The sequence below is a fragment of the Chitinophaga oryzae genome (assembly GCF_012516375.2).
Lineage (GTDB): Bacteria > Bacteroidota > Bacteroidia > Chitinophagales > Chitinophagaceae > Chitinophaga > Chitinophaga oryzae.
On record NZ_CP051204.2, the window covers coordinates 4,518,148 to 4,535,651 of the forward strand.

Here is a 17,504-nt window from a genome sequence, read left to right on the forward strand (position 1 = left end):
TCACAGGATAACCATAATAATTTTTGCCATGTCAAAGGAAAACACTGTAGCCCATCTGCATGCCGTGTGGCAGCAACTGCCGAAGCCTCACTACCCTTTTCCCGACTTTATCCATCCTGACTATCAGCAACAAAGGGAAGAGTATTACGCCATGATTGACCGGGAATATACGTTTCACAGCGAAGCAGCACGCGAAAAACACAAACAGCACCATTTAACCGACGTTGCCGCGCGCGGACTTCCTTTTTTGAACTCGCTGGCTGAACTACGTCCTTTGGCCAACTTCACCGCCAACGGCGCTATGATCGACGACTATCTGGACCGTTGCTCCCTCCTGGAAATGGAAGAAATTCAACAACGAATTACGGCGTTGATGACCGGAGAAGATACCCGCGAACCCAAGGGGCATGGCTTTTACCGTCCGTGGTGGGCGCTGCGGCAGGAAGCCCTTGCCTGCGACATGCCGGAACGGCACTACCGTAAATTCATCGCTTCGATACACGATTTGCTGGTGGGGTACCGCGATGAAAGGCCTTATAACAGGCCCAACGTCCCTCCTCCGTTTGAGGTCTATACGCTCATCAGGGAACAGACAGCCGGAGGGCTGCCTTTCTGTAAATATGCCGTCATGCAAAAGGACTACCGCCGGCTACCGGACGAGGTACTGGAACATCCGCACATCCTGCGGCTGCATGCGCTCTGTTCCCGCATGATCGGCATTCATAATGATATTATTTCCCTGCCGAAAGAACTGGGCCGGGAAGGTGACGTCATGAACCTGGTAAAGGTGATGCAGCATGAACATAACGTACAGCCGGAGGAAGCCTGCCGAATGGCGCTGGCCGTGCACGATAACTATCTGAAAGAATTCCTGCTGCTGCATGAGCGGCTTCCTTTTTTCGGCGACTGGCAGGAAATGGCATACAACTACGTGTACGATCTGGGCATCATGGTGGCAGGCGTCTATGCCTGGCATACCCACGACACCACCCGCTATGTGCCGGGAGGCTATGTAGACGGTGAATTTATCAGCCTTTACTGACGGTTATGCTTTGTCCGTAGCCACACGGTAACAGGGATCTTCCTCCACATTGACCTCTATCAGGGAAGAAGCGTTTTTGAGAAGCAGTTTGCAGTCTTCGCTCAGATGCCGGAGCCGCAATGTTTTTCCGGCGCGCTTATAACGTTCCGTCAGCTTATGGAGTGCGTCGATACCGCTCATATCGGCTACCCTGCTGTCTTTGAAGTCAATGACCACCGCTGCGGGGTCGTTGTTCACATCGAACTTCTCGTTAAACGCAGTAACGGAACCGAAAAAGAGCGGTCCGTATATTTCATAGTGCTTCACGCCGTTATCGTCCACATATTTCCGGGCGCGTATTCTTTTGGCGCTTTCCCAGGCAAATACCAGCGCAGAGATGACAACACCGATCAGCACCGCCAGGGCCAGGTTGTGCAGCCATACCGTGATCCCGGCGACCAGTATCCCCACCACCACATCATGGCGCGGCATTTTGTTGATGACACGCAGGCTGGTCCACTCAAACGTCCCTATCGCCACCATCATCATAACACCTACCAGCGCTGCCATGGGCACACGCTCGATAACAGGCGCGCCGAAGAGGATGATCAGCAGAATGGTCAATGCCGCGATGATACCCGACAGCCGTGCCCTGGAGCCGGCTGACAGGTTAACGAATGATTGGGCGATCATGGCGCAGCCTCCCATACCGGTAAAGAACCCGTTGACGACGTTGGCCGTACCCTGTGCCACCGCTTCTTTATTACCTCTTCCCTTGGTACCGGTAATCTCATCCACCACATTCATCGTGAGCAGGCTCTCTATAAGCCCGACGCCCGCCATCACCAATGAATAAGGGAAAATCGTTTTGAGGGTGTCAATACTGAAAGGGACAGACGGTACATGGAACGGAGGAAAACCACCGCTCACAGAGGCAATGTCTTTGACCGTTTTCGTGTCTATGCCCAATCCCAACACGACGAGGAAAACCACGATAATCGCTACCAGCGAAGCCGGCACCGCTTTCGTGATCCGCGGAAAAGTGATCACAATCAATATGGTTAAGGCCACCAGTCCCACCATGGTCCAAAGCACCGAACCGCTCAGCCATTCGGCGCCGTTGCTGCCCGGTACTTTAAACTGCTGTACCTGTGCCATAAAAATGATAATAGCCAGACCGTTTACAAAACCGTACATCACCGGTTGAGGTACCAGGCGGATGAACTTACCCAGCCTGAATATGCCGACCGCTATCTGGAACAGCCCAGCCAGGGCTACTGCCGCAAATACATACTCCACCCCGTGCGACTGCATCAGCGCGATCAGTACGACTACGGTAGCGCCTGCTCCACCGGACACCATTCCGGGCCGGCCACCTAATACAGCCGTAATCAGGCCCATCAGGAATGCCGCATACAAGCCGGTCAGAGGCGACAATCCCGCTAAAATAGCAAAGGACAGAGACTCGGGTATCATGGTCATGGCAACGGTAAACCCCGCCAGGACTTCGGTCTTGTAATTAACTTTTTGCGAAAAGTCGAACAAATTAAGGTAGGCCTTCATGTCAAAATGATTAGCAGCGGGCAAAGGTAACGAAAAGACGGATAAAGCGTAAAGCCGCACCATCCCCGGGATGTATGCGGCTTTACCGGTATCTTCACGGCGATGGTTACCGGGAATGCTGTTCCTTTATCAGCTTTAACTCATTACGTTGTGATTCGATTAGCTGCTGCTGCGCGGAGATAAGCTGTTGTTGTGTCTCTACTTTCTTGTTCAGGTCTATCATATACAGGGTAAGTTCCTCTATCTTTTGTAAGAGTTTTACCTGCATCTCGCCCACATCCAGGCCATTAGTCTTCACGTCCGTTTCAGATGGAATACCAGCCAGGTGTTTGTTGTGCCGGATGAATGTTTCCACTTCAGCTAAAGAAGGTAGCTGGTAGGACGGCTGAAATACAAAATCGGCCCAGCCGTTCTGTGTTACTTTCACCCTGGTAGCAGTGATGGTACCGTTTACCGCCAATAAGGATTGCGGATTGGGAGTGCCAATACCGACGTTGCCACTTTGCCGCACATATAACAGCGATTTGTTGGTACTGGAATTATAAAACTCCCAGCCGCCGGCAACATCTACCGTTGAACAATCAAACCGGACGGTCCTGTACTCATTGGGGGAAGGTTTCAAAAAATGGCTGTTCACCGTATAGCCAACCGCGGCATCTACCCCGATATTAAGTCCCTGCGCATTCCGGATGACGATGCTTTTGGTGGTGGTATTTCCGGAATCCGTTACTTGTTGAAGTGTTTGGGCATTTGTCCATAAACGGGCAGTCAACAGGACACAAAGAATGAATGACGTCTTTTTCATAAGTATATTTTTGGGTCCTCAAGATCGTTAAAAAACGAGAATTTCCTGATTCCCAACGCGATTGTTGACCGCACCAAAAGGTTGTTACCGACGCGAGCGCCCGCGAAAGTTACCAGGTCAGTTAATTCCTGACAATACCGTTTCCGTTTCCTATATTTAAGCTGTATATCCAAAATTACCTATATATGCCTAAAATAGCTGTACTGTTTTGTTTGATCACCTGCTTATTGGTTTATACCGGCTGTAAAACCAGCAACAGCGCCGGAAAACAAACAACAAAGAAAACCGGGCCGGTCAAAGAAAAATGGCATTGGAACAACCCCAAAAAACAAGATGAAGTGGCAGGGTACGCCCAGGTGGTCAAAGTGGGCAATACCATTTACGTTTCAGGTATTCCTACAAAAGATCTAAGCCCTGAGGGCATCGCGCGCGTATATAAAGCGCTGGAAAAATGCCTGAATGCTTTTGGCGCCTCCTCTCAAAATGTGGTGAAAGAAACCCTGTATACAACAGATATAGAAACCGTTAAAACAAACGCTACGGTGAGGAAGGAATTCTATAAAGGCGATTTTCCTGCCGCCACCTGGATGCAGGTAAGCCGGTTGTATGAAGCTGAGGCGACGTTGGAGATAGACATGATTGCTGTACTTGCCGGCGGCAACAGATGAGTAGCCGGCACAACCACTGTTTAAACACCCAACAGGATGAAGAAAGACGATAACATTGCCGATAAAATCATCGATCTAAAAAGAAAAGATCTAAAACTGAGAGATCAACTCATCAGCCAGGGAAAACTTTCAAACGGTTATGATGAGGCTATGGAAAAGTTGCACAACAGCAATGCTGCAATATTAAATGAAATTATCGATACAATTGGCTACCCAACCATCCAAAAGGTCGGCAAAGAAGCCAGCGAAGCAGCATGGCTGGTCATCCAGCATGCTATTGGTCAACCTGATTTTATGAAAAAATGCAGAGGCCTGCTGGAAAAAGCGGTTGCCGGCCATCAGGCAGAACCCTGGAATCTGGCATACCTGACAGATCGGATTGCTGTCCTTGAAGGCAAACCACAACTTTATGGAACGCAATTTGACTGGGACAAAAACGGGAAACTCTCGCCCAACCTGTTTGACGACCTGGACAAAGTAAACGAAAGACGAAAACACATCCGCCTGAATACCCTTGAAGAACAAACAACGCTTATAAGACAACGGGCCGCATCCGAAGGCCAAACACCTCCCGAAGACTACGACAAACGGCAGCGTGAAGCAGACGAATGGAGAAAACGGGTTGGCTGGATGAAATAGCAAAGACACGTATAAATAGCTTATCTTTGGGTACATCTCTTTTCCCACTCCTCCATTGCCTTACCCATACCAGATCCTACAAAAACCGGATTGCGAAGAAAACTTTTACAGGTAAAAATTAAAAACTTTATTTTATGCCTAAGTATGTTATCGAACGCGAAATCCCCGGAGCAGGTAAATTAACAGGAGAAGAATTAAAAACTATTTCACAGGCTTCCTGCGGCGTATTAAGGAATATGGGCCCCCAAATCCAATGGGTACACAGTTATGTAACCGCCGATAAAATCTATTGTGTGTATATAGCGCCCAATGAAGAAATGGTCCGGGAACATGCGAAGCAGGGAGGGTTTCCCGCCAACGCGGTCAGTGAGGTCGCGACCATGATCGACCCCACTACTGCAGAGTAAAACTATACTTCTTTCCTTTCCACCCCATCAAACGGTATCCCGAAAGATGCCGCGAAAATCCCCATTTGCTCCGGCACAGACTCGCTGTTATCCAGCCAATCCAGCTGGATCTCCAGCGGCGCCCTGCCATCTGTAAAGGATAATATCAGGTAAACGAACAAACTGCTTTCACCGACCTCTTTCCGGATAGCATAGCTGCGTAATGTGCGCCAGCCGTAGATATCTTTTCTATACATGATCCCCTCCTGGTTCAGTTCCAGTACGAGCGAATTCCGGATGGCGGTCCAGCTACAACCAACAAACGCTATCAGGCCGATTATCAGAAACAGCCAGCCGAAGAAAGCAGCGACACTTCCGGTCACCAGCCAGTACCCGCCCTGAAAAGCGGCAAGGAAGCCACAGACCGCCGCCACGGAATAGCCGATGCGGTGCGTTCTGTATTGTACGGTGGGTAGTGTCATATGGGTGTGTTTCCGGCAATTTACACCATTTTCATGACTGCCAATCCATCCACGAAATTCCGCGGGCGTGACCAACACTTGCAATGCCGGCATTTCTGACTATTTTAGGCCGTATGAAAGCAACATTTTATTCCAATACCAAACCGTTGGGCACTATCGACATGAAAACGATCGACCAATCTATGGGAGTAGTTGGCGGGCGCCTTACTCCAAATGCGGCTTATTTTGAGCTCCAACCTTTTTTCAGACGCTCTAAAGGGCAGTACAATAACGAAATAGAACAGCTAACCTTAAATATTCAATTGGAAAATGGCTGCTTCCTGCAACCTGCCGGCGGATTCAGTATTATGGACACCACAGTCTTTCCGGATGAAATTACTATCGAAATAGTAGGTTCTAATTATTTTATGATCTTCGATACCCTCGATGACGGTCCCCCCTCAACTTTTCTAACTGCCCCGTGGCATCCTCTATCAATAGAAACGAAAATTGCGTTGGAAGATGAGGTCCGCAGAAAAGTTCGTTCTTTCGGCGGAAACAATCTGCTTGCGCAACATCAGTATTTCGCGCTCGCCGACTTTGGGCCTGAAGATGATGTTTTATGTTATGTTACCGGCAAAAATGAATACTCGTTTGCCGTTGTTCATCTTACATGGACAACAAACCCGGACAATTCCCCTTCTTATCCTGCTATCGAATTCTATAGAGATTTCGAGGATTTTAAAAAAGCAAGAATGATCCCCACTTCAAAAGGCCGGGAATAGAACATGTCGTCCATTCCCTATATTTGCCCTTTGTACATCAACCAGCACCATATGGATGAACGGATCGCCCACAAACAACTACTGAAACAACATGGAGAGCAGATCTTCCTGCAACGTATTGCCGTTACGCAGCGGGCCATGGATGAAGCTCAGGCTGCGGCCAACCAGGAAAGCAAAAGTTCCGTCGGCGATAAATATGAAACGGCGCGGGCCATGAGCCATATGGAAAAGGACATGCATGCCAGGCAGCTGCTCGCCCACCAGTAAGAGCTCCATGCGCTGCGTGCTGTCAATGTTCAATCTATATACCAGCTTCCCGCTGCCGGCGCCTTTGTACGGTCTGCTACTGCTGCCTTCTTTATAGGGGCAGGTCTCGGGAAACAGAGCGTCAACGGGGAAACGGTTATTTTTCTTTCGCCGGTATCACCACTGGCAAAACAATTAATGCAGAAAAAAACCGGAGATGAATTTGAGTTGAAGGGCAAAGACAGGATAACAGACGTCTATTAAAAATAAGTAATTACTGCGGCGCAGGCCGCCAGAAAATTAGTTTGTTTATTACCTTTGCGACGTCTAAACAGAAAATATGAGTCAATTTCCGCATATAAACCTGCCGTTAAAGAGTAAACTGACATTCACTGCCAACCCGGTCAACGTAGTGCCGTTGCCGGATGGCGAGATACTGATGAACTTCGCCAGTCAGCCGTTGATTACCCGGCTCAATGCTAACCTGGAAATTGTATGGGAGAAAATCATGCAGGGACAGAATGCGAACTATGTCAGCAGCAAGTTGTCTGCCTCTTCTGATGGCCGCCTGATAGCCATTGCGGGCATGGTCGATGTGCGTATACTCGATGCGGAAGGCACAAAAGTGTTGCATACGGTGGAACATGGCTCCTGGGGCTGGTTCCTGGGTGCTGCCTGCTTTTTCGCCAGGGATAATAAAACAATCTGGTATGTGCTGCCGGGCGATGAAAATGCAACAGACGAGTTACAGGTAATGGATGCCGCCACTTTCGAAGTAATAGCCTCCTACCCGCTGCTGGAAAGCCAGCGGCACGCCTATGTATTCCATGCTACGCCCGATAATAACACCATCCTGCTGGAAGCCGCTGCCGGTCAGGAGGAATCCATCCTGATGCAACTACAGCTGAACGATGGCATCATCTCCCTGACGGAGCTGATCCAATGTGAGGAAGTGATCATGGGTAACTTCGCACCATCCGGAAAAGAGTTTATCATGGCTCCCCATTACGATGGACCGGTAGAAATCTATTCCTTTCCCGGAATAGAAAAGACAGCAGCACAGGACCAGCAGGCTATTTTCGACGGCAGTAAAGACTTCCCGGCTGCTGAACCGGACAATATCAACTACAGCGTCTTCTTTGTAGACGATAACAACATCCTCGTAGTTTCCCAATTCGGTAGGTTACTGCTGCTGGACAGGAAAGATTTACGCTGTAAAGCGGAAGTAATGCCGGAGGGTATTGAGTTTACAGCGTACGATCCCGATGGCAATCCTACCACCAACCCGGACTATATATATGATTACAGCAGCAATATTATCAGCGTAATGATAGTGCACAACAAACTGTTACTGACCACCGGTGACGGCCAGTTGCGCAGCTACGACCTTCCTGTTGGATAAAAGCAGGAAGGCGCGCTTCCCGGTCTCCATTGTCCATAAATTTTTTAATTCATAAAATTTTATACAATGCGAAGTATCATTCTAAACCTGGCCGTTTCGTTCGACGGCATGATAGAAGGGCCCGATGGGGAACTGGACTGGATTGTAAAAGATGAAAAGATGGACTTCGGGGATATATTGAACGAGATATTAAGCGATAAAGACATTATCTTTTACGGGCGGGTGGCTTATGAAAAATTTGGCCAACAGCAGGCCGGTGAAAACGCAAGTCCGAAGATAAAAGAAGCTTTCCGCCTGCTGAATTACAAGACCAAATATGTGTTCTCCCAAACAATGAAGAACGACCACACCGGCGCTATCATTATCAGTACGGGCATCAGGGAAAAAGTACAGGAAATAAAACAACAACCGGGAAAAAACATCTGGCTGTATGGCGGCGCGAAAATCGCCACCACTTTTTTCAACCTGGATTTGATAGACGAAATACGACTGGCCATCCACCCGGTCATATTGGGCAAAGGGAAACCGCTTTTCCAGCATATCGAGCACAGGAAAAGGCTGATTTTATTGAGCTCCCGGGATTATCCGTCAGGTGTAACACTGGTGAAATATAAGGTAGAAAACAGATAAAAGCACAAATCCAAGCCCTATATGTTATTTGATGTACAACTAATACCCGGATACCTTTTATTTATTGCCAGCCTGTTCCTTTGCTTCTTCCGTGCCGTAAAAGCAGGGTGGATCATACTTGCCATGGCTTATATACTGGCATTTATCAACGGAAGCATTACCCTTACCGGTATTGCGCTGCTCCTGCCGGAAACGGCGCTGCTGTTGCTGGCCGTCAAATATTCGTCGGGCTGGCAAGGGGCCGTTACACACATCGCGTTCTTCCTCTTAAGTATTTTGCTTTTAACGCACCAGCTGCCGGGGTTTGACAACGTCCTTATTTTTGACCGGGTGCGATTTACGCCGGATGCAGCTCCTTTTACCATGCACTTCAACCTGGACAAACCCTTTGCCGGTTTTGCCATTTTCACCTGCTTACTGAAACTGGGCTTTATAGAAAAATACGACATTGGGAAAATCGGTAAAGCGATCGTTGCTCCGCTGACGGCGATTATCGCGATTTGTATCCTTACTGCATGGGCCTTGCACTTTGTAGCATGGGAGCCGAAACTGCTGCTCAACTACCTGTGGATATGGGGGCTGCATAACCTGTTAATTGTGGCAGTGACGGAAGAAAGCGTCTTCAGGGGATACCTGCAGGGTTATGTGGGCAGCGCGGTATTTAAACGACAAAAGTACTACCTGCCACTGATAGTGTCCGCATTGATATTTGCAGTCATTCACACCACCGGCGGATGGCCGTTAATGCTGCTGGCTTTTATAGCAGGCCTGGGATATGGTGTGGCGTATCATAAAGGAGGTATTATGGCTGCCATCTTTACGCATTTTGGCTTTAACCTGCTCCATTTTTTACTGTTCACTTACCCTATGCTGGACAAATCGTAAAAGCACCGCAGTAGCCCGCTGTCAAATGATGACAGTCCATCGGATAAGCGTGGTTTTTCTATAAAAAAGGCTATAAAAGTGTGAGAATCTATATTTTTTTTGTAAAATTGATATTAATCCGAACCCTCCGGATAAATAATCAAAATAACCTTAAAAAGTAATCAAAATGGCCAGAAACCCGAATGTATATCAGACTGATGTGTCACCACCAGTTTAGCTGCTGCATGATGACAAAAAAACTCCGAATTAAACATTAACGAAGCATCCTATCATTTCCCTACCAGGTCAAGTCACCCTACCGATACTTCACAGGAACCCCTGTTCTGAACCGGCCCGTGCCCCCAAACCGGCTACCATGAAATGACTGACCTGTTGGACCGCTGACAGGGGCCCATCAGTGCCTGACATTATTCAATTTGTTTAGAAAGAGACGATAGTAAAACAACAGACTGGTACCGTCAACCACCTTTTCCTAATCCGAAACGGCACGATCAGCGAGACAAGTGTTTTCGACAAATTATCATTCCCTCAACGTAACCCGAAATTTCTATGAACACGGTAATAACCTCTGTACTTTCCCGGTTCCACTACCCTTTTCCCATGCTTAAAAATCCATTTGCCGGCGTCTTGCAGGAAATAACCGAGCAACATTGGATAGACGGGGAGTATTTGGCGCTTTATCCAAACGACCCGCTCACCAGGAAGAAGTACAAAATGACCAAGACGGCACATATCGCCTCTCAATGGTTCCCGACGGCCAGTGCCGAGCGACTGAAGCCTGTATGCAGACTGATGCTCTGGACGCTTTATAACGACGACAGGTGCGAAGAATGTAATTCACAGGAATTGTACCACGTACGCGATCAGTCGCTGGCCATCCTGCAGGGAACAGCCACCAGAAACGATACGGACATTCCCCTTGCCGGTTTATTGTCCACCCTCAGGGAAGAGCTGTTGCAGTTTCTCCCTGAAGCATCCATGCAGCGGTTCATCAACGGCCTTCAAAAGTATTTTGACGGCCTTCAACAGGAGCTTCATTACAAAGCCCGGCAAGAATTTCCTTCCGTGGAAGAATGCCTGGCTATCCGTGAAAATTCACTTTGCCTTTACCCTTTCCTGGAACTACTGGACCTTGAAACGGAAGTGATACTTCCTGAATTCGTCCACCAGCATGATACGATACAACGCCTGAAAGCGCTGGCGGTCCGCATGATGATATGTTTCAATGAGGTCCAGTCAGTACTGAAAGATGAAGCTACCGGCGCAGTGTACTATAATGTGGTGAAAGCCATTCAACACAACCGCAACATCTCCCTGGAAACCGCATGCCAGGAAGCGCTGCACATCCACAACGAATATCTGCGGGAGTTCCAATACCTGCAGGATTTTTTACCGGACTTCGGCACCCTGCAGGACGCTGTCACAAACAGGGTCCATTATATCAGTATGACATTAAACGGGTGGAAGTCCATCTCCACCACGCTCGACAGGTATAATTCCATGCACGGATTCCCTGATGTGCAAACAGTAAAACAGTCTTTAGGCTGACATCCTTTCAGCCTGAAGACCTTTCCGGGCGTACAAACTACCCGGCACTGCTGACCATTACAGTAAAAATGTTTTCGTCTTTTTAACTACATACCCAATATGAACAAGGAATTAAACGTACCCAAACCGGTATACCCATGGACAACCCTCCAAAGCCCTTTCGCCGGGATGCTCAATGCAGAAGAAACCATCTGGTATGACCAGGATTATCAGTTTCTGTCAAAAGACGCAATGGCAAAGTATAAAAAGATGCGATTAATCGATGTAGGTCCCTTTATGATACCAGCCACTACCGAAAAGGCCCGGATTCTTCATGCAACGCGTTTCGCGATATATATGACGGTAACGGATGATTACGTAGAACTTTTACCGGTAAAAGAGATTGCAGCCTTCAGAGACCGGATCTTCGAAGTAATGATGGGGGATACCCCCAGGCCGGAAGAAAAAGGAATACTACGCCAGATGCAGACCAACAGAAAGGAATGGATCGCCCTTGGGATGCCGGACTTCTGGCTGGAACGCATGGCGAAAAATTATAAGTATCGCTTTGTTAACGACGGAATTATGGAAGAATCACCCTACAAAATCAGTAAAGACATTCCCCCTATTCCCCTCTTTCACTTAATCCGTGCCAATTCCATAGGCATGATCCCGTTTGTGGACCTGATCTGTCCCACCACTGGTTTTGCCTTACCGGATTATATTTATAAGCATACCGTTATGCAGCGCATCATCATGCTGCAATCCATCATTGTTGCGCTGCAAAACGATTTCGCCACCATAGGTAAAGAACTCGCGATAGAATCGGAGATTTTCAATATCATCACGTTGCTGCAGCATCACCATAAAATATCTTTTGATGAAGCCTGCACAGAAGGAATGAGGATCCACGATGAGTTTGTAGACGAATTTGTAACACTTTCAAACCACCTGCCGGACTTCAGTCCCTACCAGAAAGAGACAGAAGAATTTATTTTTTATATCAAACAAATGATCAGCGGTTTGAACGACTGGTATTATAAAAGCGGAACGAAACGATACCTGCCTGACGGATTTGCGGTACCTCCCAATGGGAAAGGCGAAACCATGGACAGGATAGATATCAAGCACGTCTAGTACACCCGGACGGATCTCCCACTTAAAAAAAACGTAATGACATCAAAAGTATTTAACCCAAGAGACTATCTTCCTTTGAATTACTATCCCTGGCCCAGCCGCATTAATCCTCACCTGGAACAAATGGGCAGGGACATGGAGTCATGGATCGACAACGACTATCAGTTCCTGACACCCGCACAAATAACGAAGTATAAGAAGATGCGGTTACATGCGTGCACCGCATGCATGTGGCCGGACTTAACGTATGAACAAACGATTCCCTGCAACAGGTTCATGCTCCAGTATGTTGTGCTCGACGACCAGGTGGAAGACTTATCGTTGGAGGAAAAGCAACAGCTGCGTATCCGTTGTATGGAAATCCTCAATGGCGCTCCTCCCTTACCGGAAGAAAATGCCGTCTATCAACACCTGGCGCTCATCAGGGATGAATTCCGTGCATTTATGCCCGAAATATGGATGCAGCGCTTTATCCGGTATTTCTACCTGACCTTCCGGTATGGGATTGAAGTAGAACACTCCTACAAAGTGGCTAATCAGCCTCCTCCCTCGTTTGCGGTATATAAAGCTATCCGTGAATATGCGGTGCTGATGTACCCGTACCTGGTTCTGGGAGAGATAGAATCCGGCCTGGTCCTGCCCGACCATATCGTCGAGCACTGCGTCATACAACGCATGATGACACTGATGGTCAGGATTATTATCTGGCAAAACGATATTCACTCCCTGCCCAAAGAGCTGGCCAAAGGAACAGAAGTCTTCAATGTGGTTTTTGTGCTTCAACGGCAATATGGCCTTACACTGGAAGAGGCCTGCAAGGAGACGCTGCGCATCCACAATGAGGACCTTGAAGAGCTGCTTACTTTACACAGGGAATACCGCGAGTTTGGAGAATACCAGGAACATGTGGACAAATTCGTCTACTATTTCGGACTCGGCGTCCAGGGCGTAAATACATTTTATGTGCAGGAAACGGAGCGGTATCTGCCCGGAGGAAAGGGATTTGCCTGGCCGGAAAACACAAATACAGCTGCCCAACAGTAATAACTCCGTTATTACCATAAAAAACGGCGTCCTGATTACCAAAGTAATCAGGACGCCAATACCGTTGATCAATAATATTTCGGGGCTATTTACTCCTGCCCACCGGGTAGAACGGCTCCTGCATTTTACAGGCAGTTCCCGTTTCCGGTACCAGGAAAGAGCCTCCCCAGATAGTCTCCGGATGATTTAATATCTGCATTGTGGTAAGCCTGATCGCATCCACCGCCTGCGTTTCCGGCAATGCCATCAGCTTTTCCGCCTCTTTCCGCGATACCCATTTTACTTCCTGCACATCTTTCGGCGATTTCAGTTTACCTCCCGAAATGTGCGCAGCGTAATGCGTACGGATGGAAACAACAGGCTTAAAATCGAACTGAAAGGTCACCATGGCGCGTAACTGCGGAACGGTAATTTCATAACCGAATTCCCTCGCCAGGCTATCCAGGGCGCCCTTGATGCTTTGGTTTTCATTATAACGCAGCGATGGCGTCAGCCAGCCGGTTTTGTACTTTACAAGCAGAATTTCTTCCTGCTGATTGATCATCAACAGCCGCAGAATCGTATAATTATCTGCTTTTACAGCCTTATCAGGCGTTGATTGGGCGAACGACATAACGGGCAACAGATACAGCACAACAAAAAAGAGTTTCTTCATAAGACAAGATTTTAATGGGCTATCCGGCCGGGAACAATGCATTTTCCAGGCCGAATTTTACAACTTTTTCAAGATACTGATTCCTGTCGTAATCTGTATCAATCTTCAACTGTTTTAAGTATAAATGCGTGGCGTCGCTTGTCAACTGAGGCACATTGCGCGGTACAGCCGGCTTGATGCTGTTCTCCTGCTCCTTCTGCTTTTCCAGTACCAGCAGGAGATTGCCCGCGGTGGTCCTGTCCTGCTGCAGCAGCTGATCTACTCTTTCTCCGAATACGGCCGCATTTACTTTCTGCAACATAATGCCATTGCTTTCAAATGCGGCGATCACCTGCGGCAGTCCCATACCGCTTTCGAGCGTGAGATGAAAAGTATGTAACAGGGTATGATGGTGCAACGCCAGCGCTCCTATTACCCGCGCCATGACATCTACCGGCGCCATCTTCAGGTTAACAGATGCCAGCTGTTCTGTATAACATCCCAGTTTCATAAGCGTAAGCAGACGCAGGTAAATGAGATTGCTCTCGATATTGTTCAGGAATATACCATCTTCCAGGCTACCGCCGATATTCTGCATCCGGAATACGTTCACCTGCATAAAGTCCGGGGTATGGGCGCGGAGGTATTCTTCGGCTTCCAGCCGTGTGATCGCGTGAATGTAGCCTGTGTTGTCCTGGCCTATGTTCACGTCCGTTTCGTAAAAAGCCACCTGTCCGTCCTGCGGCACACTACTACCGGCAATACCTACCGTGGAAATATGCTGAAAGTACGGCACTTCTTGTTTTACCGCCCAGTTAAACACATTGATAGTACCGTTTACATTGAGTTCCCGGAGCTTTTCCGTTTGTCCGACATAGGCCGGGGAACCAGCACAATGAAACACCATGTCCACACCGGGCAACGCAGTGCTGATACCGGCGTTTTCACGGGTAACATCCCCCCGGACCACCTTGATCCTGGGATGGGCATCCATACCGGAGATAGCCGAAAACCGGCTCCAGAAATGTGTTTCGGCAGCAGATTGATTTTCTCCTCTCACCAGGCAATAGATCACCGCATCCGTATTTTCCAAAAGATAGCGGGCGATAAAGCCACCCGCAAAGCCGGTGGCGCCGGTTACCAGTACTGCCGCGGGCTGCAGCCGTTTCAATGGCCCCATCTGTTGTATGTTTTCCAGCAGCGAGGTATACGCCTGGCTGCGGGCGGCATTATCCAGGCGCACTTTCTCAGGGGCAGGCTGCACGGCGCCTGCCTCTCCCGCCTGCCCCGCCAGGCGCGCCGCCACCAGGGCCGACAGACCCTCCAGTGAAGGATGGCTGAACATATCCTGGTACACTGCGGTGATGCCAAAAGCCTTTTTCAGTTTATCGATCATGTCCAGACCGGAAAGGGAATCACCTCCCAGCAGGAAAAAGTCATCCTCCGGCTGCAGCGGGGTGGTTATTTCCAGCAGTTGCTGCCAGATACCGGCAATCTCCGACCGGATGGCGGGGAGTGTCCAGGCGCCTGCTTTCTCCACTTCTGCCGGTACTTCGGTTTTTACTGCGGCAACCGCGAGGCTCCTCACCTGTTCGGGCCAATACCTTTTTAAGTCAAAGAATGGCAGCGGAAGCGTCACATGTGTATTGACATTCACAGGTTCCAGAACCACTTTACCATCATTTACCATAATTGAGAAGGCGCGGCAACGGTCCTCGTAACACAGCTTCCCGCTCACCACTTCCAGGTTGCCCAGCTCTTTCGTGAATGCTGCGGCAAAGTTATCGTTGCTGAAATCGAAGATCACGATATCTTCTGTCGCCGGCAGTTGTTGCAGGTATTTTAAAAAATTGGCGCGGTTAAAATCTGCACCGGGGACTATCTGTGAAATACGAAAAGCCTCTTCGGGAACAATGGTCCCTGCGAGTACCTGCTGCACAATATTTCCTTCTTTCGGACTGATCAGGGTAACCTCTTTGCCCAGTGCTGCTATCAGCCATTTGCATACCGCAGCCTGGAAGGCAATATTCCTGGCCACCGCCCCCGGCAGCACCCTGCCGGCGACCAGCTGATCATATTCCTCGCGCAGCAGCAGGTTACCTTTTAAAAGAGCATTCACCTGGGCTTCCTCAAAGGAAAGGATATCGATATTGGCGATGAAATATCTCTTTTTACGGGAAGAGCGCTCATAAGGCGCTTCCAGCTGCCGCAACAAGGCGGCTTTGTCTTTAAATAACAACCCCTGCTGCACCGGCTGTTGGGTAAACAACCTGTTCACCCGCTGACACCAGGGCTCCAGGGTAACATTTTCGGTTACACGCAGCGAAGCAGCCAGTTCCTGCTTTAGCTGTTGCAGTCTTTCCGGCGTTCTTTCTGCCAGCTGGAGAAAATAAACCGGTTGATCGTGGTATACGACGGAAGGCTTTTCCGGCCTCGATACTACGGCATGTACATTGTTGCCGGTAAGCCCGAATGAGCTCACCCCTCCTACTTTCCGGCCTTCTGCCACCGGCCACGGCGCTGCTGTACGCTGCACTTCAACAATAGTGTTTTCTTCGCTGATGTGTCCATTCAGTGCTTCAAAGCCTGCCTGAGCGGGGATCGTGCCGCTACGAAGCGCCGCTGTGAGCCGCAGCAGGCCGGCGATGCCCGCCAGCGAATCCAAATGGCCTATCTGTCCCTTTACGGAACTGATACTGCAAACGCCGTCTGTAACGCCCTCCTGCCGGAACGCCTCCGCAATCCCTTTGAATTCAATAGGATCACCGAGGATAGTACCGGTACCATGCGCTTCTATAAAGCGGATGGCAGCGGGACTTACGCCTGCGCGTCGCCAGGTTTTCACCAACAGTTCCGTCTGAGCTTCGGCGCTGGGAGCGGTAAGGCTCGAAATGCGGGCGCCCCCGTGATTCATGGCAGTACCCTCCACTACAGCATATACGGGGTCGTTGTCCCTGACTGCATCAGACAATAATTTCAGCACGAAACAGATCACCCCTTCGCCGTTGAGCGTGCCATCGGCAAGACTGTCAAACGGACGGCATTGCCCCGCCCGGGATATAATAGCCGACCTGTCCGCCGTTTCACTGCTCACTACCCCCAGTATGGCGCCACCCACCAGCGCCATGCTGCAATCGCCCTGTATCAACGCGCCACAGGCCTGATGCAGCGCTGTCAGCGAAGAAGAGCAGGTAGTATTGACAGAGATCACAGGGCCGTGGAGGTCCAGGTAATGGGCAATCCTGGCGCCTTCGATGCCGTGCAGCGCCTCAAACTCTCCCAATGACTCATCGAAGAACATAGGATAACTGCTGCCCCGTGAAACATAATACAGCCCCGTATCCGATCCTTTCAGGTGTTTTTCCGTATAGCCGGCATCGTAGAAGGCGCGGAGCGCATGCATCAGCATCAGCCGTTGCTCAGGCGCCATCCGCACAGATTCTTTCCCGGTAAGATGAAAGTATTTGGGATCGAACTGATCGATCACGGGAAGGTATCCGCCTTCTTTCACCCTGAATTCACCAAAGCGCGCAAAGAGGTCTTTTTTCCGCTGGGCGGAGATGTCTCCGATATAGCAGGAAGTACCCGCGAGCGACTGATACAGATCCTCCCAGTTTTTCATTCCGGGGAGATCGAATGAAACGCCTATAATGGCTACTGCTTGTTCCATA

17 protein-coding genes are annotated in these 17,504 nt (G+C 49.3%); 12 read left to right on the forward strand and 5 right to left on the reverse strand.

The genetic code is table 11. The features are described 5' to 3' along the window. The first annotated feature begins 28 nt into the window (after positions 1 to 28). Positions 29 to 1,042 carry a terpene synthase family protein gene (locus tag HF324_RS18505; RefSeq protein ID WP_168860486.1) on the forward strand — a complete coding sequence of 338 codons (1,014 nt, stop codon included), beginning with the start codon at positions 29 to 31 and terminating at the stop codon, positions 1,040 to 1,042. Positions 1,043 to 1,045: 3 nt separating this feature from the next. Here HF324_RS18505 and HF324_RS18510 read toward each other — a convergent pair whose 3' ends face one another. Next, complete coding sequence (locus HF324_RS18510; protein ID WP_168860487.1) at positions 1,046 to 2,584, reverse strand: SulP family inorganic anion transporter; 1,539 nt, start codon at positions 2,582 to 2,584, stop codon at positions 1,046 to 1,048. Between the two features lie 106 nt (positions 2,585 to 2,690). Further along, complete coding sequence (locus HF324_RS18515; RefSeq protein ID WP_168860488.1) at positions 2,691 to 3,389, reverse strand: hypothetical protein; 699 nt, start codon at positions 3,387 to 3,389, stop codon at positions 2,691 to 2,693. A gap of 185 nt (positions 3,390 to 3,574) precedes the next feature. Here HF324_RS18515 and HF324_RS18520 point away from each other — a divergent pair, with 185 nt between their 5' ends. The 3 genes from HF324_RS18520 (at position 3,575) to HF324_RS18530 (ending at position 5,103) form a co-directional block, all read left to right on the forward strand. Next, positions 3,575 to 4,057: a RidA family protein gene (locus HF324_RS18520; RefSeq protein ID WP_168860489.1), complete on the forward strand. Its 483-nt coding sequence runs from the start codon at positions 3,575 to 3,577 to the stop codon at positions 4,055 to 4,057. Between the two features lie 36 nt (positions 4,058 to 4,093). Continuing rightward, complete coding sequence (locus HF324_RS18525; protein ID WP_168860490.1) at positions 4,094 to 4,696, forward strand: DUF6624 domain-containing protein; 603 nt, start codon at positions 4,094 to 4,096, stop codon at positions 4,694 to 4,696. A 134-nt stretch (positions 4,697 to 4,830) separates the two neighbouring features. Continuing rightward, entirely contained in the window at positions 4,831 to 5,103 is a 273-nt protein-coding gene (locus HF324_RS18530) for a DUF4242 domain-containing protein (protein ID WP_168803899.1), read from the forward strand. 2 nt (positions 5,104 to 5,105) lie between these two features. On the opposite strand, the gene HF324_RS18535 is transcribed toward HF324_RS18530, so the two are convergent. Next, positions 5,106 to 5,564, reverse strand: a complete 459-nt coding sequence (locus tag HF324_RS18535) for a hypothetical protein (protein WP_168803900.1) — start codon at positions 5,562 to 5,564, stop codon at positions 5,106 to 5,108. Positions 5,565 to 5,677: 113 nt separating this feature from the next. Between HF324_RS18535 and HF324_RS18540 the strand changes: the two genes are divergently transcribed. From HF324_RS18540 to HF324_RS18575, 8 genes are all read left to right on the forward strand, one after another. Then, positions 5,678 to 6,328, forward strand: a complete 651-nt coding sequence (locus tag HF324_RS18540; protein WP_168803901.1) for a hypothetical protein — start codon at positions 5,678 to 5,680, stop codon at positions 6,326 to 6,328. 51 nt (positions 6,329 to 6,379) lie between these two features. Continuing rightward, positions 6,380 to 6,595, forward strand: a complete 216-nt coding sequence (locus HF324_RS33645) for a hypothetical protein (RefSeq protein ID WP_258539158.1) — start codon at positions 6,380 to 6,382, stop codon at positions 6,593 to 6,595. A gap of 319 nt (positions 6,596 to 6,914) precedes the next feature. Continuing rightward, positions 6,915 to 7,976: a hypothetical protein gene (locus HF324_RS18550; RefSeq protein ID WP_168803903.1), complete on the forward strand. Its 1,062-nt coding sequence runs from the start codon at positions 6,915 to 6,917 to the stop codon at positions 7,974 to 7,976. A gap of 66 nt (positions 7,977 to 8,042) precedes the next feature. Continuing rightward, positions 8,043 to 8,606 carry a dihydrofolate reductase family protein gene (locus HF324_RS18555; RefSeq protein WP_168860491.1) on the forward strand — a complete coding sequence of 188 codons (564 nt, stop codon included), beginning with the start codon at positions 8,043 to 8,045 and terminating at the stop codon, positions 8,604 to 8,606. A gap of 21 nt (positions 8,607 to 8,627) precedes the next feature. Next, positions 8,628 to 9,491: a CPBP family intramembrane glutamic endopeptidase gene (locus HF324_RS18560; RefSeq protein ID WP_168803905.1), complete on the forward strand. Its 864-nt coding sequence runs from the start codon at positions 8,628 to 8,630 to the stop codon at positions 9,489 to 9,491. 549 nt (positions 9,492 to 10,040) lie between these two features. Continuing rightward, positions 10,041 to 11,039 (forward strand): terpene synthase family protein, encoded by a 999-nt coding sequence (locus HF324_RS18565; protein WP_168860492.1) that lies wholly within the window; start codon positions 10,041 to 10,043, stop codon positions 11,037 to 11,039. 99 nt (positions 11,040 to 11,138) lie between these two features. After that, complete coding sequence (locus HF324_RS18570; protein ID WP_168860493.1) at positions 11,139 to 12,155, forward strand: terpene synthase family protein; 1,017 nt, start codon at positions 11,139 to 11,141, stop codon at positions 12,153 to 12,155. Between the two features lie 36 nt (positions 12,156 to 12,191). Then, complete coding sequence (locus HF324_RS18575) at positions 12,192 to 13,199, forward strand: terpene synthase family protein (protein ID WP_168803909.1); 1,008 nt, start codon at positions 12,192 to 12,194, stop codon at positions 13,197 to 13,199. Between the two features lie 85 nt (positions 13,200 to 13,284). Here HF324_RS18575 and HF324_RS18580 read toward each other — a convergent pair whose 3' ends face one another. Beyond that, positions 13,285 to 13,854: an NUDIX hydrolase gene (locus tag HF324_RS18580; RefSeq protein ID WP_168860494.1), complete on the reverse strand. Its 570-nt coding sequence runs from the start codon at positions 13,852 to 13,854 to the stop codon at positions 13,285 to 13,287. Between the two features lie 19 nt (positions 13,855 to 13,873). After that, complete coding sequence (locus tag HF324_RS18585) at positions 13,874 to 17,503, reverse strand: beta-ketoacyl synthase N-terminal-like domain-containing protein (RefSeq protein WP_168860495.1); 3,630 nt, start codon at positions 17,501 to 17,503, stop codon at positions 13,874 to 13,876. Between the last annotated feature and the right edge of the window lies 1 nt (position 17,504).